25 protein-coding genes and 1 pseudogene are annotated in these 22,055 nt (G+C 33.0%); 11 read left to right on the top strand and 15 right to left on the bottom strand.

Annotated features, from left to right (window positions below; translation table 11 throughout):
- The first annotated feature begins 225 nt into the window (after nt 1-225).
- Nucleotides 226-777 carry a DUF4352 domain-containing protein gene (locus tag AC0ONG_RS03665; RefSeq protein ID WP_016078006.1) on the top strand — a complete coding sequence of 184 codons (552 nt, stop codon included), beginning with the start codon at nt 226-228 and terminating at the stop codon, nt 775-777.
- Between the two features lie 126 nt (nt 778-903).
- Here the strand turns inward: AC0ONG_RS03665 and AC0ONG_RS03660 are convergent.
- Nucleotides 904-996, bottom strand: a pseudogene (locus AC0ONG_RS03660) (DAK2 domain-containing protein); the annotation flags it as partial.
- A 232-nt stretch (nt 997-1,228) separates the two neighbouring features.
- Nucleotides 1,229-1,735 (bottom strand): RrF2 family transcriptional regulator, encoded by a 507-nt coding sequence (locus tag AC0ONG_RS03655; protein WP_001200339.1) that lies wholly within the window; start codon nt 1,733-1,735, stop codon nt 1,229-1,231.
- A gap of 209 nt (nt 1,736-1,944) precedes the next feature.
- Between AC0ONG_RS03655 and AC0ONG_RS03650 the strand changes: the two genes are divergently transcribed.
- Nucleotides 1,945-2,586, top strand: coding sequence for an FMN-dependent NADH-azoreductase (locus AC0ONG_RS03650; RefSeq protein WP_016078007.1), 642 nt, complete (start codon nt 1,945-1,947; stop codon nt 2,584-2,586).
- A 74-nt stretch (nt 2,587-2,660) separates the two neighbouring features.
- Here the strand turns inward: AC0ONG_RS03650 and dhaK are convergent, their stop codons facing one another.
- Entirely contained in the window at nt 2,661-4,412 is a 1,752-nt protein-coding gene (gene dhaK, locus AC0ONG_RS03645) for a dihydroxyacetone kinase subunit DhaK (protein WP_000720763.1), read from the bottom strand.
- Nucleotides 4,413-4,590: 178 nt separating this feature from the next.
- Here dhaK and dhaS point away from each other — a divergent pair, with 178 nt between their 5' ends.
- Nucleotides 4,591-5,157 (top strand): dihydroxyacetone kinase transcriptional activator DhaS, encoded by a 567-nt coding sequence (gene dhaS, locus AC0ONG_RS03640; protein WP_000204218.1) that lies wholly within the window; start codon nt 4,591-4,593, stop codon nt 5,155-5,157.
- 19 nt (nt 5,158-5,176) lie between these two features.
- A complete protein-coding gene (dhaQ, locus tag AC0ONG_RS03635; protein WP_016078008.1) occupies nt 5,177-6,175 on the top strand; it encodes a DhaKLM operon coactivator DhaQ in 999 nt (332 codons plus the stop codon).
- Nucleotides 6,176-6,274: 99 nt separating this feature from the next.
- On the opposite strand, the gene AC0ONG_RS03630 is transcribed toward dhaQ, so the two are convergent.
- The 4 genes from AC0ONG_RS03630 to AC0ONG_RS03615 form a co-directional block, all read right to left on the bottom strand.
- On the bottom strand, nt 6,275-6,913 hold the full coding sequence (locus AC0ONG_RS03630; RefSeq protein WP_033668904.1) for a VanZ family protein: 639 nt from the start codon (nt 6,911-6,913) through the stop codon (nt 6,275-6,277).
- A gap of 313 nt (nt 6,914-7,226) precedes the next feature.
- Complete coding sequence (locus AC0ONG_RS03625) at nt 7,227-7,598, bottom strand: ATP synthase subunit I (RefSeq protein ID WP_000620605.1); 372 nt, start codon at nt 7,596-7,598, stop codon at nt 7,227-7,229.
- Nucleotides 7,599-7,637: 39 nt separating this feature from the next.
- Nucleotides 7,638-8,222, bottom strand: coding sequence for a CDP-diacylglycerol--serine O-phosphatidyltransferase (gene pssA, locus AC0ONG_RS03620; protein ID WP_136996874.1), 585 nt, complete (start codon nt 8,220-8,222; stop codon nt 7,638-7,640).
- Nucleotides 8,215-8,673: a MarR family winged helix-turn-helix transcriptional regulator gene (locus AC0ONG_RS03615; protein WP_000198943.1), complete on the bottom strand. Its 459-nt coding sequence runs from the start codon at nt 8,671-8,673 to the stop codon at nt 8,215-8,217. Before AC0ONG_RS03615 ends, pssA begins: the two co-directional genes overlap by 8 nt.
- A 440-nt stretch (nt 8,674-9,113) precedes the next feature.
- Between AC0ONG_RS03615 and AC0ONG_RS03610 the strand changes: the two genes are divergently transcribed.
- The 3 genes from AC0ONG_RS03610 to AC0ONG_RS03600 all read left to right on the top strand — a co-directional run bounded on the left by AC0ONG_RS03610 (nt 9,114) and on the right by AC0ONG_RS03600 (nt 12,288).
- Entirely contained in the window at nt 9,114-9,410 is a 297-nt protein-coding gene (locus AC0ONG_RS03610; protein ID WP_000400974.1) for a YmzC family protein, read from the top strand.
- A gap of 396 nt (nt 9,411-9,806) precedes the next feature.
- Nucleotides 9,807-10,373 carry a TetR/AcrR family transcriptional regulator gene (locus AC0ONG_RS03605; RefSeq protein WP_001072305.1) on the top strand — a complete coding sequence of 189 codons (567 nt, stop codon included), beginning with the start codon at nt 9,807-9,809 and terminating at the stop codon, nt 10,371-10,373.
- Nucleotides 10,374-10,431: 58 nt separating this feature from the next.
- On the top strand, nt 10,432-12,288 hold the full coding sequence (locus AC0ONG_RS03600; protein ID WP_001261153.1) for an alpha/beta fold hydrolase: 1,857 nt from the start codon (nt 10,432-10,434) through the stop codon (nt 12,286-12,288).
- A gap of 360 nt (nt 12,289-12,648) precedes the next feature.
- On the opposite strand, the gene AC0ONG_RS03595 is transcribed toward AC0ONG_RS03600, so the two are convergent.
- Nucleotides 12,649-13,203: an HPP family protein gene (locus AC0ONG_RS03595; RefSeq protein ID WP_016078010.1), complete on the bottom strand. Its 555-nt coding sequence runs from the start codon at nt 13,201-13,203 to the stop codon at nt 12,649-12,651.
- A gap of 116 nt (nt 13,204-13,319) precedes the next feature.
- A complete protein-coding gene (locus tag AC0ONG_RS03590; protein ID WP_001152933.1) occupies nt 13,320-13,904 on the bottom strand; it encodes a CGNR zinc finger domain-containing protein in 585 nt (194 codons plus the stop codon).
- A gap of 426 nt (nt 13,905-14,330) precedes the next feature.
- Between AC0ONG_RS03590 and AC0ONG_RS03585 the strand changes: the two genes are divergently transcribed.
- Complete coding sequence (locus AC0ONG_RS03585; protein ID WP_000889698.1) at nt 14,331-15,740, top strand: alpha/beta hydrolase family protein; 1,410 nt, start codon at nt 14,331-14,333, stop codon at nt 15,738-15,740.
- A 339-nt stretch (nt 15,741-16,079) separates the two neighbouring features.
- On the opposite strand, the gene AC0ONG_RS03580 is transcribed toward AC0ONG_RS03585, so the two are convergent.
- Nucleotides 16,080-16,340 carry a hypothetical protein gene (locus AC0ONG_RS03580; protein ID WP_000013695.1) on the bottom strand — a complete coding sequence of 87 codons (261 nt, stop codon included), beginning with the start codon at nt 16,338-16,340 and terminating at the stop codon, nt 16,080-16,082.
- A gap of 197 nt (nt 16,341-16,537) precedes the next feature.
- Here AC0ONG_RS03580 and AC0ONG_RS03575 point away from each other — a divergent pair, with 197 nt between their 5' ends.
- Nucleotides 16,538-16,663, top strand: coding sequence for a YjcZ family sporulation protein (locus AC0ONG_RS03575; protein ID WP_000540377.1), 126 nt, complete (start codon nt 16,538-16,540; stop codon nt 16,661-16,663).
- A gap of 483 nt (nt 16,664-17,146) precedes the next feature.
- Here AC0ONG_RS03575 and AC0ONG_RS03570 read toward each other — a convergent pair whose 3' ends face one another.
- A complete protein-coding gene (locus AC0ONG_RS03570; protein ID WP_212125218.1) occupies nt 17,147-17,848 on the bottom strand; it encodes a DUF1510 family protein in 702 nt (233 codons plus the stop codon).
- Between the two features lie 237 nt (nt 17,849-18,085).
- The gene (locus AC0ONG_RS03565) at nt 18,086-18,520 is read right to left on the bottom strand and encodes a hypothetical protein (protein ID WP_041487967.1); all 435 of its coding nucleotides are present in this window, start codon (nt 18,518-18,520) and stop codon (nt 18,086-18,088) included.
- A 603-nt stretch (nt 18,521-19,123) separates the two neighbouring features.
- Here AC0ONG_RS03565 and AC0ONG_RS03560 point away from each other — a divergent pair.
- Entirely contained in the window at nt 19,124-19,234 is a 111-nt protein-coding gene (locus tag AC0ONG_RS03560) for a YjcZ family sporulation protein (protein ID WP_000540371.1), read from the top strand.
- A gap of 106 nt (nt 19,235-19,340) precedes the next feature.
- On the opposite strand, the gene AC0ONG_RS03555 is transcribed toward AC0ONG_RS03560, so the two are convergent.
- The 3 genes from AC0ONG_RS03555 to AC0ONG_RS03545 form a co-directional block, all read right to left on the bottom strand.
- Nucleotides 19,341-19,493 (bottom strand): hypothetical protein, encoded by a 153-nt coding sequence (locus tag AC0ONG_RS03555; RefSeq protein ID WP_000734746.1) that lies wholly within the window; start codon nt 19,491-19,493, stop codon nt 19,341-19,343.
- A 496-nt stretch (nt 19,494-19,989) separates the two neighbouring features.
- On the bottom strand, nt 19,990-20,373 hold the full coding sequence (locus AC0ONG_RS03550) for a DUF1433 domain-containing protein (protein ID WP_474203514.1): 384 nt from the start codon (nt 20,371-20,373) through the stop codon (nt 19,990-19,992).
- Between the two features lie 76 nt (nt 20,374-20,449).
- On the bottom strand, nt 20,450-20,833 hold the full coding sequence (locus AC0ONG_RS03545; protein WP_000728326.1) for a DUF1433 domain-containing protein: 384 nt from the start codon (nt 20,831-20,833) through the stop codon (nt 20,450-20,452).
- Between the two features lie 58 nt (nt 20,834-20,891).
- On the opposite strand from AC0ONG_RS03545, the gene AC0ONG_RS03540 reads away from it, so the two are divergent.
- Nucleotides 20,892-22,055 (top strand): alpha/beta hydrolase family protein, encoded by a 1,164-nt coding sequence (locus AC0ONG_RS03540; protein ID WP_136997530.1) that lies wholly within the window; start codon nt 20,892-20,894, stop codon nt 22,053-22,055.

The raw sequence follows: 22,055 nt of genomic DNA, 5'->3' as shown, positions 1-22,055 counted from the left end.
TATGGACAAATTATATGATTAATATATCTATAATAACCCTCGGTATTACTAAGCTAATGTTTTAAAAGATTAACAAATATCGCGAGAACCAATCGAATGTATATTAAAATTAAAAAGAATAAGATGTCTAACCCACCCCTATTTTGTGCCAATAATGAGACATTATGTTAATCTTATATGTATAGCTGCACAAAATTGAGAAACTTAAGGAGACAGATAAATTTTATGAGAAAATTATCTATATTACTTACTTTCATTCTAGTATTAGTCAGTGTTACGGCTGCTTGCACACAAGATAAAACAGATAGTGCCGTTGAAAATGCTCCAATAGAAGAACCAAGCGCAAAAAATGTAAATGAAGAATTAATAAACTTTGAAGAAAAGGAAGATATGAGCCGCTTGGAACAAGGTATTTTATTAGTTGGCGAGAGTGTTAAGGGAGGCTATTACTTGGTCGCTGTTCAAAGTGCATATTTAAATGCTAGCAACGATTCCGTCATGGTTAATGTCTCTGTAAAAAATGTACGAGGTCAAACGATTGGACTATCAGAATTAAAATATAACTTAAAAGATGAAAAAGACGGAAAGATCTATAAAGGAAAGGTGCTTGATCAAAACCCTTCTGATATACAAGTTAAACCAAATGAAACGGTAGAATTGAAAATAGCTTTTGAAGCACCAGGTACCGTAGATGAATATATGTTTTATATTGAAAGCTCTTTAGACCCTCTACAAACATACTGGAAAATTGATAAGCTGCAATCACAAAAAAACTAAGTCTAAAATACAATTTGATTGAAGAAATCTCTCAAATAAGCAAAAAGTACCGGAAAATTTGATATAGATACAAATGAATAATATATAAAAGTCCCTCCGCCCTAAGGCAGAGGGACTTTCTAATTCCTATTTCAAACTACCCGTAATCTCCGTAAAGATAACCCCAAGTGCAAGTGCAAGTGCACCTGCATCTGGATATCCTAAGCTTCTTTCGTATACTCTGCTCCTTTTTCAAAGGTAATTTTCACTATATTTAAAATATCTGAACACATAAATTCATTTACTTTTTACGAAAATAAAATTGTATTTTTTAGAATTTTAATGTTAATCAATTTGAAACTTTATGAGTTAATTAAATGTGATATTTAAAGAAGGAATTTGTGATGAAGTACTCACATGATGGAATTAATATAAAAAAACAAAAAAACTCTAACTAATTCGTCATGGCGATTTAGTTAGAGTTTTTTTGTTTGAAATATTCACGAGTATCTACCCTTATCTTTTCAGGTAAAGCAATGTCAAGTTCTTTATCTAACCATGCAAGAGTCTTTTTGCGAAGAAACTCACGCATGTGTTCTTCTGCTTCAAGCATTACTAAGTTAATTGTACAAGAAGAATTGCTAGGTTCACAAGAATTACAAGCCTCATCCCGATATAGTACACCATTCTGTACAATATTTTTACATTGAAAAATAGGTTTTGGGCCTTCGACGGCTTCTATTACATCCCAAAAAGAAATATCTTCTGGAGACTTAGCTAACCTATATCCTCCCTTTACACCTGGGACAGAATTCACAATATCAGCTTTAGATAATTTACCGAAAACTTTTGAAAGAAATGTTTCAGAAAGTCCTTGAAACTCTGCCAAATCTTTTATTCCAACACTTTCCTTGGAAGGAGTATTAATTAAATAAACTAGGCAATGCAAGGCATATTCAACCCCAACACTATATTGCATATACAAATCACCTGCTTTTTATTTTAAGGGTTATCAAATTGTATCTTAGGACCATTTAGAATTTTAGTCAAATAAAAAAAGCTCTTTTAGAATAGTATGTATTTCATTTGACAAAAATAATTTCAGAGTTTATATTAAAGACCAAGTTAATCGTCGATTAACTTGGTCTTTAATATAAACGTAAAAACTTTTAAAAAGGGGAAATACAAATGAACAAAACACTTATCATAAACGCACATCCGAAAGTGGATGATCCATCATCAGTCAGCATTAAGGTTCTTAACCACTTTTTAGTATCTTATAAAGAATTAATTCCTAATAATGAAACGATTGAACAGATTAATTTATACGATAATGTAGTACCAATGATAGATAAAACTGTTTTAAGCGCATGGGAAAAGCAAGGAAATGGACAAAAGTTAACTGATGAAGAACAAAAAGTAACAGAGCGTATGTCCGAGATTTTACAACAATTTAAAAGTGCAAATACGTATGTTATCGTATTACCTTTGCACAACTTTAATATTCCATCAAAGTTAAAAGATTACATGGACAATATCATGATTGCACGTGAAACATTTAAATATACTGAAACTGGATCAGTCGGATTACTTAAAGATGGAAGAAGAATGCTTGTTATACAAGCAAGTGGAGGAATTTATACAAATGATGATTGGTATACAGAAGTGGAATACTCTCATAAATATTTAAAAGCAATGTTTAATTTCCTAGGTATTGAAGATTATCAAATCGTTCGTGCACAAGGAACAGCAGTACTAGATCCACATGAAGTATTACAAAATGCGTATAAAGAAGTTGAAGAGGCGGCTTCTAGATTGGCTAACAAATAAATTTTTTCACTGGAAGAATGATGGTTATAATTAAAGATCCCCTCCACCATAAGGCAGAGGGGTTTCTCTAATTTCTATCTCAAACTACCCGCAATCTCCGTAAAGATAACTCCAAGTGCATGTGCACCTGCATCTGGATAGCCTAAGCTTCTTTCACCAACTGTACCGGCGCGGCCCATGCGAGCTACGATTTCTTTCGTATACTCCGCTCCTTTAACTGCTGCTTCTGCTCCTTTTTCAAAAGCAGTTTTCATGTCTTCTTCGTTTGAAGCGCTATCTAACCAAGAATCTACACATGGAGCAAGTGCGTCAACAAGTGTTTTGTCACCAACTACCGCTCCTCTACCAAATGATCTTTCTCCGATAGATTGTATACCTTGAAGTGCTGCTTGCAACATTTCAGCGAATTCTTTCACTGTTAGCTCACGTTTTTCTCCTGCTGCTTTGCTAGCTGCGCGGAATGCACCACCCCAAATTGGACCAGATGCGCCGCCGCAATGTTCCATAATAATCATTGAACAACCGTCAAGGAATGACCCAATCGTTACGTTCTCTTGATCTACAATAGAATGCCACTCACGTTTTAATTGCTTAAATCCTTTTGCCACACTCATTCCGAAGTCGCCGTCACCTGCGTGTGTATCTAACTCACAGAACGGTACTTCGTTTTTAATAATAACGTCGCTCATTTTATCAACGAGATAAATCATGTTGTTTAATGTAATAACATTATCCTTAATAACAGCGTGCTCTTCCGCCGTTTCTATTTCAAAGGAAACTTCCTTCTCTTCTGTCTCTTCAAGCACATTCACGTACTCTACACTTTCAACTGGCCCATCTACTTTAAACGCTGGTGTATTACACTCTTTTGATAGTAATGTTTTTAACTCATCATCTAACTTCATCACTGTTAAAGACATGCCAGCCATATCGATACTTGTCATATAGTTACCGACGAATACTCTATTGATTTTAATGTTTCTAGCAGCTAATTCTCTCGTCACTGCGTTGTTAAATAAGTAAAGTTCTTGCAGTGGTGTTCCGCCAAAACCGTTAACTAGAAGTGCGATTTCCTCGCCATCTTTTACTCCTAAATCTTTTACAAGATCATTTGTCATACGGTTAGCTAGTTCATCTGCTGACAGCATTTTTTCACGCTTAATTCCTGGTTCGCCGTGAATACCTACGCCGTATTCCATTTCATCTTCCGCAAGTGTGAAAGTAGGTGATCCGCTCGCTGGAACTGTACAAGAAGTTAACGCTAAACCGATTGTGCGCACGTTAGCCGCTGCTTTTTCCGCTACAGCTTTCACCGCTCCTAAATCCATACCTTCTTCCGCTGCTGCGCCGGCAATTTTATGAACTAAAATAACTCCCGCAACGCCGCGGCGTCCTACTGTATATAGGCTATCTTCTACCGCAATATCATCATCCACTTTTACGTAGTCGACTTCAATTCCATCTTCCGTCGCTAAATGAGCTCCGTTTTTGAAATTCATAATATCGCCGCTGTAATTTTTAATAATTAATAACGTTCCTTTTTTACTAGCTGTCTCTTTAATCGCTTGATACACCTGAATTTGTGAAGGCGAAGCAAACACATCTCCGCACACCGCCGCATCTAACATCCCTTTTCCGACTAATCCTGCATGTGCCGGCTCATGACCACTACCGCCGCCACTAATTAACGTTACTTTATTTTCATTCATTTCTTTCTTCTTAATCACTTTATATTTTTTCAAAAGTTCAAGCTCTGGATGAGCCATAACCATTCCGTTACACATTTCCATTACTAATGTTTCTGGTTTGTTTATAATCTTTTTCATTGTAGTTCTCCCTCAATTCCTTTAATATATTGTGATATATTTGAAATCTTCTTCTTACTACTCATGTTAAAATGAAAGCGTTTTATAGTAAACGGACAAAATGGACAATCTGTCTAAAGACACCGCTCTCATTTATAGATAGGATTTTTATATTAATAACATTCTAGGGATGATTCAGATGACCTCTTCTATAATTTCTAAAAAGATAATCGCGAACTCATTGAAATATTTAATGGAAACAGAGTCGTTTCATAAAATATCAGTGAGCGATATTATGTTACACTGTCAAATGCGTAGGCAAACTTTTTATTATCATTTTAAAGATAAATTTGAACTATTAAGCTGGATTTATAGAGAAGAAACGAAGGAAAACATTATCGACTTTCTCGACTATGAAACATGGGAAAATATTTTCGATTTATTATTTGATTACTTTTACGAAAATCAAAAATTTTACCGAAATGCTTTTAAAGTCATTGAACAAAACTCGTTTAATCACTATTTATTTGAGCACACGAAAAACTTATATATGAAGATTATTGATGAACTATCCGTGAACTGTGGCTTAACTCTTTCTATTGAAACGAAAAATACGATTGCCTCCTTTTATAGTCACGGCTTCGTTGGAACGATAAAAGATTGGATTGAAAGCAAGTGCGAAGTAAATCCATCCATTATGTCTTCTCTCATGAAAAATATGATAAACAATCAATTACTACTATTACTGGAGCAGTCAGCAAAGTAATTAAAGGGTGGCAAAAGCAATGAAAAAGATTATGAATGATGTACAAAATATTGTTCAAGATATGATGCATGGCTTTTATTTTGAACATAACGACAAAGTAAATTACGACGAAACAAATAACATCATTTATGTAAAAGATATCCAAAAAATGAAGCAAGACGTCGCTATTATAAGCGGCGGTGGTAGCGGACATGAGCCTGCTGATATTGGCTATGTAGGAAAAGGAATGCTTACAGCGGCCGTAAACGGCAGCATTTTCACTCCGCCTACAGTAGAACAAATTATAATGGCAACTCGCCTTATGCCGAAAGATAAAAGTATTTTATTCATCATTAAAAACTTTAAAGATGACGTTGAAAACTTTCTAGCGGCAAAGCAAATTGCTAAAGAAGAAGGAAGAAAAATTGACCACATCATCGTAAATGACGACGTTTCAATTGAAGATGATGTTTCCTTTAATAAAAGAAGACGCGGCGTCGCTGGTACTGTTTTCATTCAAAAAATACTTGGTGCAGCCGCTCTTGAAGGACATTCTTTAGAAGAACTGACTGCACTCGGCCGTTCTATCACTGAAAACTTACACACATTAGGAGTCGCCCTTTCACCTGCCAACGATCCAGTGAAAGGACAAGCTTCATTCACATTAAACGAAGATGAAGTCTTTTACGGCGTCGGTATTCACGGTGAAAAAGGTTACCGCAAAGAATCGCTGTCCTCTTCTGAAATATTAGCGATTGAACTGATGAACAAACTAAAAAGCATTTATCGCTGGAGAAAAGGCGACAACTTCGCCATCCTTATTAACGGACTCGGTGCGACACCATTAATGGAACAATACATTTTCGCAAACGACATTCGCCGTTTGTGTGAACTTGAAGGATTGCAAGTTACATTCGTAAAGGTTGGTACGCTGTTGACTTCTTTAGATATGAAGGGTGTTTCGCTTAGTTTGCTTAAAGTAGAGGACTTGGATTGGGTGAAGTGGTTGAAGGCGGATGTTAGAGTGGGTAATTGGTAAGTAAAAATTATGATGATAAAAGCCTTTAACTATAACGTGTTAAAGGCTTTTTGCAAATTGAAATATCGTACAGGCGTTAACAAGAAATTCTTAATCACCTCACTGAATAATTACAGGTCTTCCAAATAAAGCTGGATAATAAATTAACATCGCACCTACAAATGAACACACTAAACAAAAAACAGCCTCGTATTTTATGACTAGAGAAGAATTCGTATCAAACTTTTTTTCATCTCTTTTACATATCATTTTAAATAAAACGCTATATAATAAATACCCAATAATCGCCCCGAGGGTGTTCGTAAATAAATCATCAATATCTGTAATTCTATTATTTAGTAATTGATTTAACTCAATTGCCAATGAAAAAAAGAATCCCGCGCATACGGTGTTTTTCATTTTTTTAAACTGCGGCCAAATAGTCGGCAATAAAAAACCTAATGGCATAAACAGTACGATGTTCAAAAGATACGTAGTACTACCCGCCGTATCAAATAGAGTCAAATTGATTTGATTTACACGAATCCACGTTTCATATCTACTTATATTCCATACAGTCGCAATCTGCGTCACCTTATACACTAGCGAAAGATAGAATAGAAAAATATATACCCATAGAAAATGCCGAATAGATATGTTTCTTTTCGCTTTAAAATAAAATCCAATTTGAAACATAATACAAAACATAATAGTAAAAAAATAAGTATATAAATAACTCATCAAAACTCCTGTATGCATGTGGAATCCCCTAACTTTACATTTTCATCTATTATTTTAGAACATAGTTCAAGAACTGGTACTTTGTTCATATATTTAATCTTCTACTTTGTCTTCGAATATAGGGAATATATTAAAAATATAAAATCCCCACTTCTTCATTTTCAGTCTCCTCCTTGATGTAACTTGTTTATAGGATAGGAAAAACTTTTAAAATAAAAAGTGGGGTAAATATAAAATTTTTCTTAAATCTTATGTTGGGTTTAATTATTGCTCTTCTTAATAATCCGCTATTCATTGTTAGGCAACAGTATGCTTAAACTTAGTTTTCACTCTATTCCTTCGCATCCCTCATACTGTAATACCCCAAATTAATAATAATCAAGAAATACCCACCCATAATTCCAGCTGCAAATGTCCACATGAATTCATGATGTTCAATTTCATACATAATAATCGCGCCAAGTATGGCCGCTGCGAACCGATTTATCATTCCGAGCATCGGTGCTTTTTCTTTTTTTACAATGCTATCTCCGAACTTTTCAATACGCCTTCCTAAAATCCAGGCGCAGTACATACTCACCAAAAGGCCAATGCTTATCCCGACAAACTGGGCTGAAAAAGGTGTCACGAGCCATCCCAATAACATTACGCCTAGCAAACAATACATTTGTATGTTGAATGATCTTAATGCCATACGAATCATGTTATTCTCCTTTATCTTTCTCATTGTAGTTCCGTATCATCAATCCAATCTTTCAAGCTTCAAGCTTTCAGCTATATCTTTTTTAAAATGAGGGAATTTGATTTTGCTCACCATTAAATAAGCGAGTACGCATGTACCAAACGCCACGGAAACTGGATTCTTTAAAAAACATAAAATAAGGAGACACATTGCCGCGAATGGAATCGGCATTCCGATAAATGTCGGGAGTTTGCTTTGCTGTGTGTTAAATCTCGCAAGCCGAAGCATTCCGCAAATACTATAAGCGAGCGCGCATATCATCCCGATAGACTGCAAATCTTTTAACGAGGCATTATATGCAAGAATAGATGGTGCCACACCAAAAGTAACTAAATCCGCAAATGAGTCCAACTCTCCACCAATTTCTGAAACAGAATCAAGTTTCCGAGCGACCATGCCATCAAACAAATCAAGGACCATACCTGTAATAATGAACATAACTGCACCGTACATATCGTCAACGAAAACAGCATGAATAGCCAAAAGCCCACACACAAAATTTGCTATCGTAATTATATTTGGTATGTAACTCATCACATGCTTCCCCTCCTTTCTACTAATTGCTTCATCTAAGTTCTTACTCATTACAATCAAGATCTTTCTGCTTTTCTTCCAATATTACTTTATTTATTTTCGTTAACGTCTCTGTCATTTGCTCTAGGGCATTTATATCGATTTTAGAAAAGTATTTCTCAATTAATACATCATCTAACTCAGACAACCGCTCTATATACTTACTACCGTTTGGACCAAGTGTAAGAAAATACTCCCTTTTATTATTAGGGTTTACTTGTTTTGAAATCATCTTCTGTTTCTCCAATTTCGATAAAACTTGGCTAACGGCACTTTTGGATACATTAAAGGTAGTCGCAATGTGATTTGCTGTCGTGTTTTCATTTAAATTAATATGAAATAGCATGCTCTCTTGCTGTCCTGTAAGACCGAACTCATCTTTTAACTCCTGAAATAGTAAAATGTAGAATTCATTATAAGCTCGGTTCATTTCATTAATTACTTCTTTATAAGTTCTAGTCATAGCGTTATTCCTCCATGCTTTTATTTCGTTTCGCTTTATAGTTAAGTTTACTTAACTTAACTATAGTATACCGTTATCTTCGTGTAAAGGGAAATATAACTCTACACTTTACTCACAATGATACAAAAAAGAAGACACTCTTCTAAAACAAGTTTAGTCGCTTCTGTCTCACTGCTTTCCTCATCCAAATACTTGGTAAGTCATTCTGAATAATCAAAAAGAAAATCAATAAAATTCCATATAGACCCATTACTGGTTAAAATGTTATAATAGAATTACCCTACATAGTTACTCATAGCCAGACTGAGGAACTAGCGTCTTATTAAGTAATGCGCATAACTAAAATAAAAAAGACACTTTACGGTGTCTTTTTTATTTATATTCATTGCAATTATCTCTTTTATAAACAGACTCTATCAAACAGTAAAGGAAACTAACAGATGGAACATCCTGTTGCAAGAGAACTACGTTTCATACGTGTATACCTCATCATTTTGATTATTGTCATCGCGTTTTGGGATCGTGAGAAAACTGTGGAAATTACTGATCACGGTAGCGATCCTATCTTAAATACCAGCAATATGACCCAAGTTGGTGAGTATACATTTGCATACAAAGACGAATCTAATCAAATTAAAATATTTAAGTTTAATCCAGATACGAATGAAATAAAACTAATAAAAGAGTTTTATGCTAACGAATATGAACTACATACAATAAATAATTCAAATCGATAAAAGGCACTTTAGGGTGTCTTTTCTTTATGGAGTAGGATTATGAAAAGACAGATTTACAATTCTAAGCGACTCGTTGGTACTACCCCATCATCATCAAGCTAATATTTTCATATCCCCCTAAATTAAAATTTTCTTTCTCTACAGATAGTTATTCTGAGAAGCTGCTCATTTTTTCGTTTTGGGGGCATTTCTTTTTCTTAAGTTGATGGGCGTATATGGTGACCCCTATTAGACGATAGTAAATTAACAATTTCGGGGTTCAGTTCAACTTTATTCAAAATAAGATTTTTTTTGCAGTAAAATCAATGTTAGTGGAAATTTTTTAAAAATTAACATAAATACTTGCAATATTTAAATTAGTACTATATAGTTCTAGTTATGACAAAGGTAAAATTAATGAATCAAAAACGTGTGATTGAAGTAGCTGCAACATTATTTTTAGAAAAAGGGTTTGCTTATACAAGTATGGATGAATTAGTACGTGTAAGCAAAGTTTCAAAGTCTAATGTGTATTATCACTTTTCTAATAAGGAACAATTATTAGAAGGGGTCGTTGATTATTGGATTGAAATGTATCAATCTGCAATTGATAACGTACTTTCTCAGAACCAATTTTTAGTTGAAGATCGTATCCAACTGTTTTTAAAGCAATTATCACAAGGAGTTCAGTCGAGAGAGTATAAGGGGAGCTGTCCATTTATTACTCTTTATATTCAAAGTCCTACACAGGCCACGCAAATAAAAGAAAAAATAGGTCTTTTTTTTACAGGATTACAAGAGAAAGTTTCTCTATTACTTAAACAAGGGGTAGAGAATGGAGAATTCAGAAATACGATTCATATTGATGAGGTTGCATCACTTTTTATTACAAATCTTGAGGGAGCGTTATTTATTTCAGAAACATTGAAAGATGCAACTGTAATCACGAAAACAGCAGATCATTTTTTTAAATTGCTTCGATAAAAGAAGCTTTTTTTTTACATCAAATTAGTACTAATTAGTACTACAAAGGGGATTTTATATGAGAACAGTATTTTTAACTGGTGGAACAGGCTTTATTGGAAAGCAATTAGTGAAAGAATTAGCCAAAGAGGATGTTAAAATTCTTCTTTTAGTAAGGTCGAAAAGTAAAGCAATACGCCTTTTTCAAGAAAGAGGCAGCTTAAAAAAGAAAGTTATGCACTTTATTGAAGGTGATTTGACGAAAATAGATTTAGGTCTAAGTGCTGAAGATAAGGAGAGGGTATTGAAAACGGATGTGATTATTCACGCAGGAGGCCCCATGGATATTCAAGCGACAAGTAAAGAGGCAGCTTCCGTATTTTTAAATGGCGCCAAACATATTAGTGAATTAGCTAAAAGTATTCATCAATTGAAGGGCTTGCAACAATTTATTCATGTTGTAGGTTATATGAGTCCCTTTGATGATAAAAATAGCAAGATTGCAATTGATGTGTTTACAGAAGGAAACAATTATTTAAAAATAAAAAATCCATATGAGAGAACAAAATTTTTAGCAGATCTCTATATCCGTCAGCAGGCATCCGCAGTAGGTTATCCGCTTTCTGTAATTAATCCGCCAACTGTAGTCGGTAGTAGTAAAACAGGGAGTACAGAGCAGATAGCAGGATTAGGTTTGCTTGTGATGAGTATGCGAAGAGGGCTCATGCCAATGATTCCTGGAGGTAAGGGATATAGGTTACCACTTATTTCAAACGATGAGCTTGCGAAGTTTATTATGCAGGTTTTCAGATTGGAGCAACCGACTATTCAAACATATACACTTGTTGAAGACAAACAGTACGATCAGAACATTGCTGAATTATTAAATATTATGTCGGAAAGTATGAATATGAGGGCACCAAAAATCTCTGTTCCAATGCCACTTATGAAAGCAATTATGAATAGTGGAGTAAGTAAAATAACAAAAATTCCTTCTGATGGATTGAATTTTATTACAAAACAAAATTTCCCAAATGTTTCAGCGAAAAAAATTATGGGAGGAGATTGGTTTAAGAAGACGAGTGTAATAAAATTTTTGCCTGCCGTAGTAGCTGATCTGGATTATCGAATGATGTATCAAAATGGCCAGCATAATCATTTATTTAAACGAACATTATGCGATAACACTACCCTTTACCAATTACAAGGAGAGGGTAAACCGTTTATTTTATTACATGGTTTATTGAGTGATGGAGAAGATTTATTTCCTTTAGCACAAGAGCTTCATGAAAAAACTGGTCAACCTATATGGATCTTGGATCTTCCAGGTTTGGGACGTTCTCCTTTTAAACGAGAGAAAAATCTTCTAGATATCTATTTGAATGTAGTGAAAAAGTTATTGGAGAAAGCTACGAATGGTGCACATCTAATTGGCCATTCATTCGGTGCGTTTATTCTTCTGGAAGCATTGGTACAAGAGTACATAGATAAGAAGTATGCAATCACTTTACTTCAGCCACCTGTTGCTAAAAAAAATGCTAAATCACTAAATGTTCCTCAATTTATGAACAAATGGACATTAAAATTAGCAACTACTAATTTGATAGAGCGTTATTTATTAAGTAATGGTTTGTTTGAAAGTATGGAGAGCATCCCTGAACATTATATTGAAAAGATAAGTAACAGTTTTACTTCTCCTAGAATTTTAAATACTACGGTTCAGCTTAACAGTTTACTACTGAAAAACGATCAAGGTGATTTCAATGAAGTAACAAAGTATAATCTTCACATTATTTGGGGGGATTATGACAGAGCCTATTCTGCTCCATCGCATCTTGGTAAGGTTGATTTTGTTCCATATGGCCATCATTTTCCTCTTAGCCATCCGAGTGAAACGGCAACATTAGTAATAAAAAATAGTAATACTAGCAGATGAGAGTGTGGGATAAATAAAAAGTATGTAGTAAAATCGTACTGTTTTGGGTCCCACCCTATGCCCATCAACTTCAAGATTTTATAACACCCCAAAACGAAAAAATGAGATTTTTATTGCAAGTAAGCACAATTTTTCGTTCTGAGGGGTAAAATAATATTCGGATGGGAGTCCAATACATATTATTAAAATTAAGATGGTTCAAGTCGGAGGAAGGCGCATTAAGGTGTCTTTTCTCTTTAAATTAAAAAGTTTGAGACATGGAGTCTTTAGTCATAATTACGACTAAAGGCTTTTTTCTATAAAAAAATTAAAACATAGTAAAAACGACATACTTACTTAAATTGTTTTTCGCTTTATAAACTAAATCCAAAAAGTTGGATAGCTTCTTTTACTACTCATATTATTAATGAATAAAGCAATAACTACAATAACAACGGAGCCAATTAAAACTGGTGTTACTAAATAACTCCAACTATTTGCCCCTAAAATAACGATAATCGGATCGGCCCCTGCCGGAGGGTGCGTCGTTCTCGTTAACATCATAACGGCTATTGCCATCCCCACTGCTAAAGCAATTGTCCAATATTCATTCCCAAACAAATGATATATTGATAGACCAATGAAAGTTGAAATCAAATGTCCTCCAATAATATTACGCGGCTGAGATAATGGCGCATTCCAAACTCCAAACGCTAATACACAACTCGCCCCAAATGGAGCCATTAATAATTCTGTAGAGGTTATGCTCGTTAAATATGTTAAGGTAATAATTGTTAAAAATCCCCCTAGTAGTCCTGTTAAAGAGTCCTTTATATTTACTTGTAATGGACTTCCTCCTTTCCCTTTCATTTTTGTAAAATATCGTACACTTATTGGTTGAGGATCTTCCTGCTTAGTTGCTGTTATATTATCCATCATTCTCCTCCTTTATTTACCAACAATTATAACTCGACATAACTAACCTGTAAATATTAATTTTATAGGTTAGTTAAAGAAGAAAAAAAAAGAATCAACTGTTATAAGTTGATTCTCTAGACTTCTTCAAATTTTCGATCCTGAAATTTTGCTACCTTTTTCCGGTTCCCACATATTTTCATAGAACACCATTTTCGTTTCCCACTCTTATCTATAAATAATAAAACACAGTCAGGATTTGAACACCTTTTAAGGAAAATAAGCTTATTTTCTGCTATTAACGTTAAAGCATCAAATGCAATTAACGATGCGAGTACATCCTCGATTTCTCCAACCGGGATAGATACTAGCTGCTGTTCAATGATTTTATATGTAAATGGTGCTTTCTCAATTTGTGTTTCTAAATACGTAACAAAATCATTGGAAATTTCGTGCTGATCAGCAATTACCTCAAACTGTTTTCTCAGTACCTCTCTTACTTCCAATATAATAGATGTCACTTGATTCGTGCGCTCTTGAATCCTTATAAATGTTTTTTCATTCCAAAAAGGAAGACTAACCTTTATTACATGTAGCCATTCTAATACATCTTCATTTGTTATTAATAAATCATAACGTTGTCCACGCCTAACTAGCTCTGTATTTACTAAATCTAATGAGAGATTTCCAGATATAAGCGGGAATTGTTTTTTGTCCTGCATGTACTCATCACCTTCTCTTTAAATAATCATATTCCAAATTAATACAGAAGTGCAACTTTTTTATAAACTACAAAGTATGAAGATCCAAGCCTTTAGCCATAATTACGACTAAAGGCTTTTTGTAGATAAGTAAATGAAAAGGAGCTAATTTTATGGAACATAATAAAAATGGAGTGCTTGCTTTAATCGTTTTGTTTGTAGGACTAGCATTTTTTGTTATCGGTATGGTTTATCATTTATGGGGAACGGTTTAAAAATAAATAATAATTCATTTAAGAAAAAGTACTCGTATGAGTACTTTTTTTAATGTCATATAAAAACATTCTAAACTTACTTACATGCATACAATCATCAATTATAGTTATATAATTGGGAAGGTTGTAAATTATCAATCTATATCTATATTGATTAGGAAAGGAGCTAAAAATGTTAGAAATCATTTTTGTTGCTGTATTACTTTTATCTAGTATCATTCCCATCTTTATCAAACGGGGTTTGACGAAAAAAAATGGAGTCCTTTTACTAATAAATTATGCATTATTATTTGCCACCATCATTGTAATTGGTGCAAACTGGCGTATGATTCCCGCCTATTTCTTATTGTTCGTTTTAACATTACAAGTTTTTTTGAAACCAAAAACTACAGCCGTTTCTAAAAAGTTAGTGATGAAAGTTTTAAAAGGTTTAGGAATTATCGTAACTGCTATCGCAATGTTTACATTACCTTTACTTTTTCCGATCATAACACTCCCAGAGCCTACTGGAAAATATACAGTAGGAACGAAAGCTTTTCATTTAATTGATACAAATCGAAAAGAAACCACTGTACCAAATAATCATGGAAATCGTGAGTTAATGATACAAGTATACTATCCTGCCGCAAAAGGATCAGGGAAGCCTTCTGCCTATTTTGAGAACATAAACGAGCTGGCTGAACAATTGGCAGTAACAAACGGTGCTCCATATATCGTAACGACACATTTAGGGCTGACAAAAACACATTCTTATCAGAATGCTAAGCCACTTCAAGATAAAGAAAAATTCCCCCTCCTTTTATTCGGCCATGGGATGGGATTATATGGTCAACAAAATACATTCCAGTTAGAGGAATTAGCTAGTCAAGGCTATGTAGTAATCGCTCTTAATTTTACAGGATATGCAGCAACAACGATTTTCCCTAATGGAAACCGTGTAGACTCTATACCAATTGAATATACACCTACCGCCTTAAATACCATAGTTCAAAAATGGGAACAGGATACTACTTTTGTTTTAAATGAAGTAATAGAAGGCAATTTCGATAAAAGTTTTAAAACTATTGCAGACTTAATTGACTATGACAAAATTGGAATGTTCGGTCACTCTTTTGGTGGAGCAACTGCCGCACAAATGTTAGTGAAGGATACGCGTATTAAAGCTGCAATTAATATGGATGGTGGATTGTATGGCGATCCAATGCCTAAAGACGGTCCTCAAAAACCATTCATGTTGATGAATGCTGAAGCTACGATTCATTTTATGAAAGAGGCTGAGAATCCAAAGACAACCGGAATCCAAAATGAATTATTGGAAATAGTCTATTTAAGAAATAAAACTATTGAAAAACCGGGCGTGTACACAGTGGTAATTCCAAAAACAAACCATACTAGTTTTACAGATTTAGCAGCATTTTCACCTATTATTAATGAACCTGGCGAAGATGTAGCCACAAACTACAAACTGATTAATAAACTAGTAACTAGCTTTTTCGATCAAACTTTAAAAGGTAAAAGCGAAAATCATTTAGAAGAAATTCAGAAACAACACCCTGAACTTCCTCTCATTAAACACAAATAACTATTTTCCTAGTTATGTAACCCCTCCTTATGTTTGAGGGGTTTCTACTTTAACACAATTATAAAAAGGCCCCATTACTGGGGCTCTTAAAAAATAATAAGAATAAATGAATTAAAACAAATAACAGACAACTAAAATATATATGCTTAACATTATATAATCTATATATTTATGTAAAATTACATAAATATATAGATTATTATACGCTATACTAAAATAGGAGTCGACAATCGTTATTTTCTTCTTATTTTTAAAGCAATATGGATATACCTTCTTAACTCATTTGGATTGGATAAGAAAAGAAGACAGCTTAAATTGATGTCTTCTTTTTTTATAGTTTTATGAATTTTTTTGAGCAGCTGCTCTCCAATCACGAAAAGATGTTGGGCGTCCAGAAAAAGCTCTTTGCTTTGTAACAGATGTTTTTTCTTCAGGAGTCATTGTTTTTTCTTTAAGAGTCGCTGGTTTTTCTTTAAGCGTCACTGATTTTTCTTCAAGAATAGTCACAGCTGTTTGCATTTTTTCTAACTGTTCTTTCAACAATTGTTGTTCAATCTTTAAATCCGTAAGTAAACGTAAAATCATCTCAGAATTAGCCATAAGATCCTCCTTCCCCCAATACACAGAATAAAATACAATATGTAGAAGACGAAATACCGGTGACAAAAATAAGGTCGTCAACTCTTTTTAACTTCCAAAATCCTTTTATTTTTTTAAGGACCTGCTCCATTCATCCTTAAAAACATAAAGTAAATTAAATCCATTAATAAATGGTCTTTATGGAAGGAGGAGTTAATATGGGCTATGGCGGTAGTTGTGGTGGAGGCTGTGGTTTCGGCGGCGGATTTGCCTTACTTGTTGTGCTCTTCATCTTATTAATCATCGTTGGCGCTAGCTGTTGGGGCGGCGGATTCGGCTGCTAAGGAGAGGCACTCTTGAGAGTGTCTTTTTTTTTGATATGCGGCTCGTATACATATTGTTCAAATCTATATATTTTTTAAAAATATATATTTAAAACATATTTCTCAATGAATAAAATAACTTAACATGGTAAAATAATATTTGGATGGGAGTCCAATATATTATTAAAATTAAGATGGTTCAAGTCGAAGGAAGGCACCTTAGGGTGTCTTTTCTTTTTTATAAATAATTATAAATTAAAATTACAAAGGATGCTTACTACTTACAAGGAACATTTTCTTCCGTACAACTATTTATTTGAAACTAATTACTATTATAAATATAAAGAAATTATGGATAAAGTAGTGAGGTAAATAAAACAAAATATAGATTTAATTCATGTTTCTCAACGAGGTACTACCAGCATTTTCAAAAAAATATGCTAAGCAAAAAAATAATCAGCTGTCCATATGGACAGCTGATTTACATCATTACATTTCTATTATTTATCTTACCACTTGTACAGATACTGGTTTCCACCCCTGATTTTCTACCCAATCAATATTAACCTTATATTTTTTATTATTTTGCTTATCTCGTACATTACCGTAGGCTTTATTATTACCATTATTCCCAATAAAATCGAAAATCAATTGGTTCTCTGGAACATCAACAGCATAAGAAATTGCTTTTTTCATCTCACTCCAATCTACTGTTCCTTCTTTAAATTTCATTTCAGGTTTTGCTCCTTGCTCGGTACCAATTGGCTTCCAAGAAGGATTAGTTTGAGAACCCTTTTCTTGAGATGTCGTTTTTTCTTCCTCATTATTTTCAGTTCCGTTCGTTTTTACCGATTTTTCTGTTTTTGATTTCTCTTCTAACTGTGCTGCCTCTTTATCTTCAGTTTTCTTCTCTTCTATCTTTGCTGTTTCTTTATCTTCAGTTTTCTTCTCTTCTATCTTTGCTGTTTCTTTATCTTCAGTTTTCTTCTCTTCTATCTTTGCTGTTTCTTTATCTTCAGTTTTCTTCTCTTCTATCTTTTTTACTTTCTTTTCTTGAGCAATTGCTTTCGTTGATGTATTAGAAGGGGTAAACAATTGGTATGTCACTATACCAACTGTCACTAATACCAAAGTAAATGCAATATTAAAAATTGCCTTTTGACGACGATTCTGTTGTTTTTCTTGAAATCTGCTTACTTGTCCCATTCTTCAAACCTCCGTGTTTACTTTCTCCTCTATTCTTTATGTATTATCCCTAAAATTCTTAATATTTTTATTAAACAATAGAAATAAACTACACTTTCCATACAGGATTTCATATCATAATAAAATTTGTGTTTTTTCAAGTATCTGACATATGTTATTCAAAATAGTTTAATACATTAAAAATTGATAAGCTTCTGCACTTAAGAAACCTTCAATTTTATTCAAAGGTGATTCCAATTATATCCATATTAGATCCCCTGTAGAAAGCTTTTTAACAATTAAACCTCTTCTTCCCTTATTTATAATTTTTAAATTAAATTTCCCTCTATAGTATAATAAAGATGTTTCGTTTTCTAATGGGGTATGTCGTAAAATCAAAAGGGATTTTATCTCTTTTACCTTCTTTTCAGAGTAAATTTCACCACTAGGAAATTCTATTATTCCTAATGTAATCTTTAATTCGCTCTCATCGAAAGGCCACTCCTTATTAAGTTCCCTTATCTTTTGTATAAAGCTTCTTTTGGTTTGTCCTATATATAGCAATGTTACACTCTTAGCACATACTCTAGAGATTGCAAATATCCCCTTCTTAGAAGCTTCTTCCCTATTATAAAAATCATTTATACTATACATTCCATACCATTTAATATGTACTGTTTCTATGAATCTCACCTCATTTTTAGACAATATTATAATTTCTGAATGTTCAAATTATAATGGACACATAGTCCTGATTACTTGAATTATAAATTGTGCTTTTCAATAATACATTTTATTATTACTAATTTCAATAATACAAAAAAAATACAATATTATAGTTTAATTACAAAACTTTATGAAAAAACAAAGTGATGTCGTACCAAATATTATATTTTTTCAATATCAGACTACCATGAACAAAAGTTAGAGAGTTATGGAATAAAATATAATTTGTATGTACATACATTTCTTTAAAAAGAAGTTTTGTAGTTTGCAACTGAATTAAACAAACATAGATTTTTATGACTCTTTTTGGGATATAGCAAAGTGGGATCTTTTATATGCACGTTACTATACCGAACTTTCGGTATAGTATTTTTTTGCAGCTCCTTGATTTTTCACCAAATACGTATAAAAATTAATAGTATGAAAATAAACTGCTGGCTAAAAGTTTACTTTCGATAAAATAAAAAAGGACCTACTCCATTCATTCTTAAAAACATAAAGTAAAGTGAACCCGTTAAAATACATGAATGGCCCTTAGTTTTAATCCTCTTATCTAAAGGAGGAACTATTATGGGCTATGGTGGTAGTTGCGGAGAAGGCTGTGGTTTTGCTGGAGGATTTGCTTTGCTTGTTGTACTCTTTATACTATTAATCATTATCGGATGCAGTTGCTTCTGCTAAAAAACTATTAGAAAGGACACTCTTATATGGGTGTCTTTTCTTTATGAAAAATATCTATAACCTTTTTCTTATGACTTTTAACATCAACAAAGGGTGATACAAACTATTACATATGTTTGTACCACCCTTTATTGATGCGTTTAAACTTCACAAGTGTTGAAGTTTTAGACTTCTCCCTTAGTGCACCCATATTATTAGAACATCCTGTAATCTGTAGACAAAATGTAGCTAATAAAAACAATATTAATAATTTCTTCAATAAATCCTCCTACATACATAAAACACCATATATCACAAAACAAACATAACATCAACTCTTTATAAAAACAATAAAATCCTCGTTCCTTAAGCTATCTCTTAACATAGGAGTACCGCTACAAATCCATTTTTAAAATATCCTCTACTTAAGGAATTTGTAAGTATCAAGTAAGAAAAACGAGAACTTTGCTTCGTATAATCAAAATATAAAGTGAAGGAAGAAAGATTATTTCTGAAGTTTATATGCATGTGGAAAAGGAGAAATCTACGTTTGTTTAGAGTAATAATATAAATGTGTCCAAGTTTTGGAGATTAATTGTAAATATTTTGAGATTTTTGTACCAGAATTCTAATTACCGTACTTGTTTTTTACCAGCACATATTGGAGGTTAAAACATGAATAAAAAAAAGAAAATACAAAAATCAGTACTTACTAAAATGTACCCTATAGAATAGACTTTTTTCAAGTGTCTATTCTATAGGGTACATTTTAAAGACTACTCTTGTTTCTTTTCCTTCTCTTCTTTTTCAATTTCAGATACCGACTTTTCAGGGTCTTTTATAAGTTTTCCAAGTTCTCCAGAACGTGTGAAATCATCTTCGAAATTTTCTGTAGTACTAATATAAGCTATAAAATCCAATTCTTCATTATTATTTATATAACCTTTTAATCTGGGAACACCCATTGGACTTACACTGTGTTCTTTAAATGTAATCGATTTTACATCTTGAATATTGTAATGAATATACTTTTCTACTCGTGCCTCTTGTGCCTTCCAAAACTTTTCTTCTTTTTCTTTTTGATTTAAGTATTCCATAGTAAAATATCCTCCTGCTATGATCACCACAGCAGATACAACCAAAATCATTACTTTCTTCATTGGAAATCTCCTTATAAAAAGCCTACCAATGTATTCTTCTTAAAATGGGATACAGAAAATAAGAGTAGTGCAAAGACTACTCTTGTTTTTTTTCTTTCTCTTCTTTTTCGATTTCAGATACAGATTTTGCAGGTTTTTTTATCATTTCATCTAATTCTCCAGAACGCGTAAATTTATTTTCAAAGTTTTTAGTTGTACTTATACTAGCTATAAAATCTAATTCTTTATTATTGTTTATATAACCTTTTAATTTAGGGACTCCCATAGGACTTACACCCTTTTCTATAAACGTAATAGATTTTACATCTTCAATATTATAATAAATATACTTTTCTACTCGTGCCTCTTGTACTTTCCAAAATTGTTCTTCTTTTTCTTTTTGTTTTAAGTATTCCATAGTAAAATACCCTCCTGCTATAATACAAATAATGGATAAAAAAATCACCAATTTCTTTTTCATTAAAAATCCCCTTGTATTTGAATATAGTTAAAATATACCATGAAATGAGTTGAGACATATGAATGAATTAAAAAAAAATCCAATTGCGACAGATGAAGATTATTTCGAGTTATCAGATAAAGTTTATGATCCCGAAGTTTTAAAAAAGAAAAAAGTAATAACAGGAAGTAACAGGAAAGAATGGAAAGTTATAGAAACATTTGATGCAGATAAAACAAAAGTAAAAAATGGATTACAAGCAATCGCTGTAGTACCTGCAGATAAGTATAAGCCTGGTAAAAAACAGTATGACGATGTAATCATTGCATTCCGTGGTACTGAATTTGATAGATTCGATGGAGATAAAACCACAGATATAGTTCAAATTACACTTGGACAGAAAAAGAACCTTGGTGTAGCAGGCGGAAAAGCTCCGACATCATTTGATAGTGCATTAGAATTTACAGAAAAAATTAAGAAAAAATATAATCCTACATCTATTCACACTACCGGACATAGTAAAGGTGCTGCGGAGGCTCAATATGTAGCAGCAGAAATGAATTGTTATGCAACAACATATGCTGCACCAAATATTTATAGATTACTAAGTGATAAAGCAAAAAAACGAGTAGATGAAGGCGTAATGGAAAATAAAGTAGTAGATTATACTCATAAAGAAGATGCTGTAGGAAATTTCAATCAATTTGGAGCACCTATGATTGGTAAACAATTTACAACGAAAAGTAATGGAACAGATAGTATTCTCGCGGCTGTATTTATGGGACAACATCCAATGTCAACATTTCTAGAAATGTTCCACAATAATGGTAGTGTTCGACTAGAATTAGAACCAGATGATATCATTCGTCATGCAAAAGAGATACAAAAAATAAGCGATATATTATCTGATATTATTAGAAATATAGAAAGATTCCAACAACAAGAAGAAGAGGAAGTTGCGAAATTAAAGAGTCAATTGAAGCATGAGACAGGCCCTGGAGGAAAATATCATCTGTTAGAAGAACATGAAGTAGATGAAGCAATTAGAGAGGTTGCAAAAATATCCCAAAACGGAAGAGACTATTTTCATGATGTACAACTAGCAGAAGAACTAATTCATCTTTTACGGAAAAAACAAAAAGAATTGATTCATTTTGGAGATGACATTGCTTATGCAGCTAATTCATTACGAGATAAAGATAATCAATTAGGAACAAATTTTGAAGGACTGGTGGCGAGATAA

This window comes from Bacillus sp. TCT6 (genome assembly GCF_056033845.1).
This window is presented reverse-complemented; position numbering and strand designations above follow the sequence as displayed.

Coding starts and splice junctions, on each gene's coding strand:
- AC0ONG_RS03665 (WP_016078006.1), top strand. CDS start 226: ATGAGAAAATTATCTATATTACTTACTTTCATTCTAGTATTAGTCAGT.
- AC0ONG_RS03655 (WP_001200339.1), bottom strand. CDS start 1,735: ATGCAATATAGTGTTGGGGTTGAATATGCCTTGCATTGCCTAGTTTAT.
- AC0ONG_RS03650 (WP_016078007.1), top strand. CDS start 1,945: ATGAACAAAACACTTATCATAAACGCACATCCGAAAGTGGATGATCCA.
- dhaK (WP_000720763.1), bottom strand. CDS start 4,412: ATGAAAAAGATTATAAACAAACCAGAAACATTAGTAATGGAAATGTGT.
- dhaS (WP_000204218.1), top strand. CDS start 4,591: ATGACCTCTTCTATAATTTCTAAAAAGATAATCGCGAACTCATTGAAA.
- dhaQ (WP_016078008.1), top strand. CDS start 5,177: ATGAAAAAGATTATGAATGATGTACAAAATATTGTTCAAGATATGATG.
- AC0ONG_RS03630 (WP_033668904.1), bottom strand. CDS start 6,913: ATGCATACAGGAGTTTTGATGAGTTATTTATATACTTATTTTTTTACT.
- AC0ONG_RS03625 (WP_000620605.1), bottom strand. CDS start 7,598: ATGATTCGTATGGCATTAAGATCATTCAACATACAAATGTATTGTTTG.
- pssA (WP_136996874.1), bottom strand. CDS start 8,222: ATGAGTAAGAACTTAGATGAAGCAATTAGTAGAAAGGAGGGGAAGCAT.
- AC0ONG_RS03615 (WP_000198943.1), bottom strand. CDS start 8,673: ATGACTAGAACTTATAAAGAAGTAATTAATGAAATGAACCGAGCTTAT.
- AC0ONG_RS03610 (WP_000400974.1), top strand. CDS start 9,114: ATGGAACATCCTGTTGCAAGAGAACTACGTTTCATACGTGTATACCTC.
- AC0ONG_RS03605 (WP_001072305.1), top strand. CDS start 9,807: ATGAATCAAAAACGTGTGATTGAAGTAGCTGCAACATTATTTTTAGAA.
- AC0ONG_RS03600 (WP_001261153.1), top strand. CDS start 10,432: ATGAGAACAGTATTTTTAACTGGTGGAACAGGCTTTATTGGAAAGCAA.
- AC0ONG_RS03595 (WP_016078010.1), bottom strand. CDS start 13,203: ATGGATAATATAACAGCAACTAAGCAGGAAGATCCTCAACCAATAAGT.
- AC0ONG_RS03590 (WP_001152933.1), bottom strand. CDS start 13,904: ATGCAGGACAAAAAACAATTCCCGCTTATATCTGGAAATCTCTCATTA.
- AC0ONG_RS03585 (WP_000889698.1), top strand. CDS start 14,331: ATGTTAGAAATCATTTTTGTTGCTGTATTACTTTTATCTAGTATCATT.
- AC0ONG_RS03580 (WP_000013695.1), bottom strand. CDS start 16,340: ATGGCTAATTCTGAGATGATTTTACGTTTACTTACGGATTTAAAGATT.
- AC0ONG_RS03575 (WP_000540377.1), top strand. CDS start 16,538: ATGGGCTATGGCGGTAGTTGTGGTGGAGGCTGTGGTTTCGGCGGCGGA.
- AC0ONG_RS03570 (WP_212125218.1), bottom strand. CDS start 17,848: ATGGGACAAGTAAGCAGATTTCAAGAAAAACAACAGAATCGTCGTCAA.
- AC0ONG_RS03560 (WP_000540371.1), top strand. CDS start 19,124: ATGGGCTATGGTGGTAGTTGCGGAGAAGGCTGTGGTTTTGCTGGAGGA.
- AC0ONG_RS03550 (WP_474203514.1), bottom strand. CDS start 20,373: ATGAAGAAAGTAATGATTTTGGTTGTATCTGCTGTGGTGATCATAGCA.
- AC0ONG_RS03545 (WP_000728326.1), bottom strand. CDS start 20,833: ATGAAAAAGAAATTGGTGATTTTTTTATCCATTATTTGTATTATAGCA.
- AC0ONG_RS03540 (WP_136997530.1), top strand. CDS start 20,892: ATGAATGAATTAAAAAAAAATCCAATTGCGACAGATGAAGATTATTTC.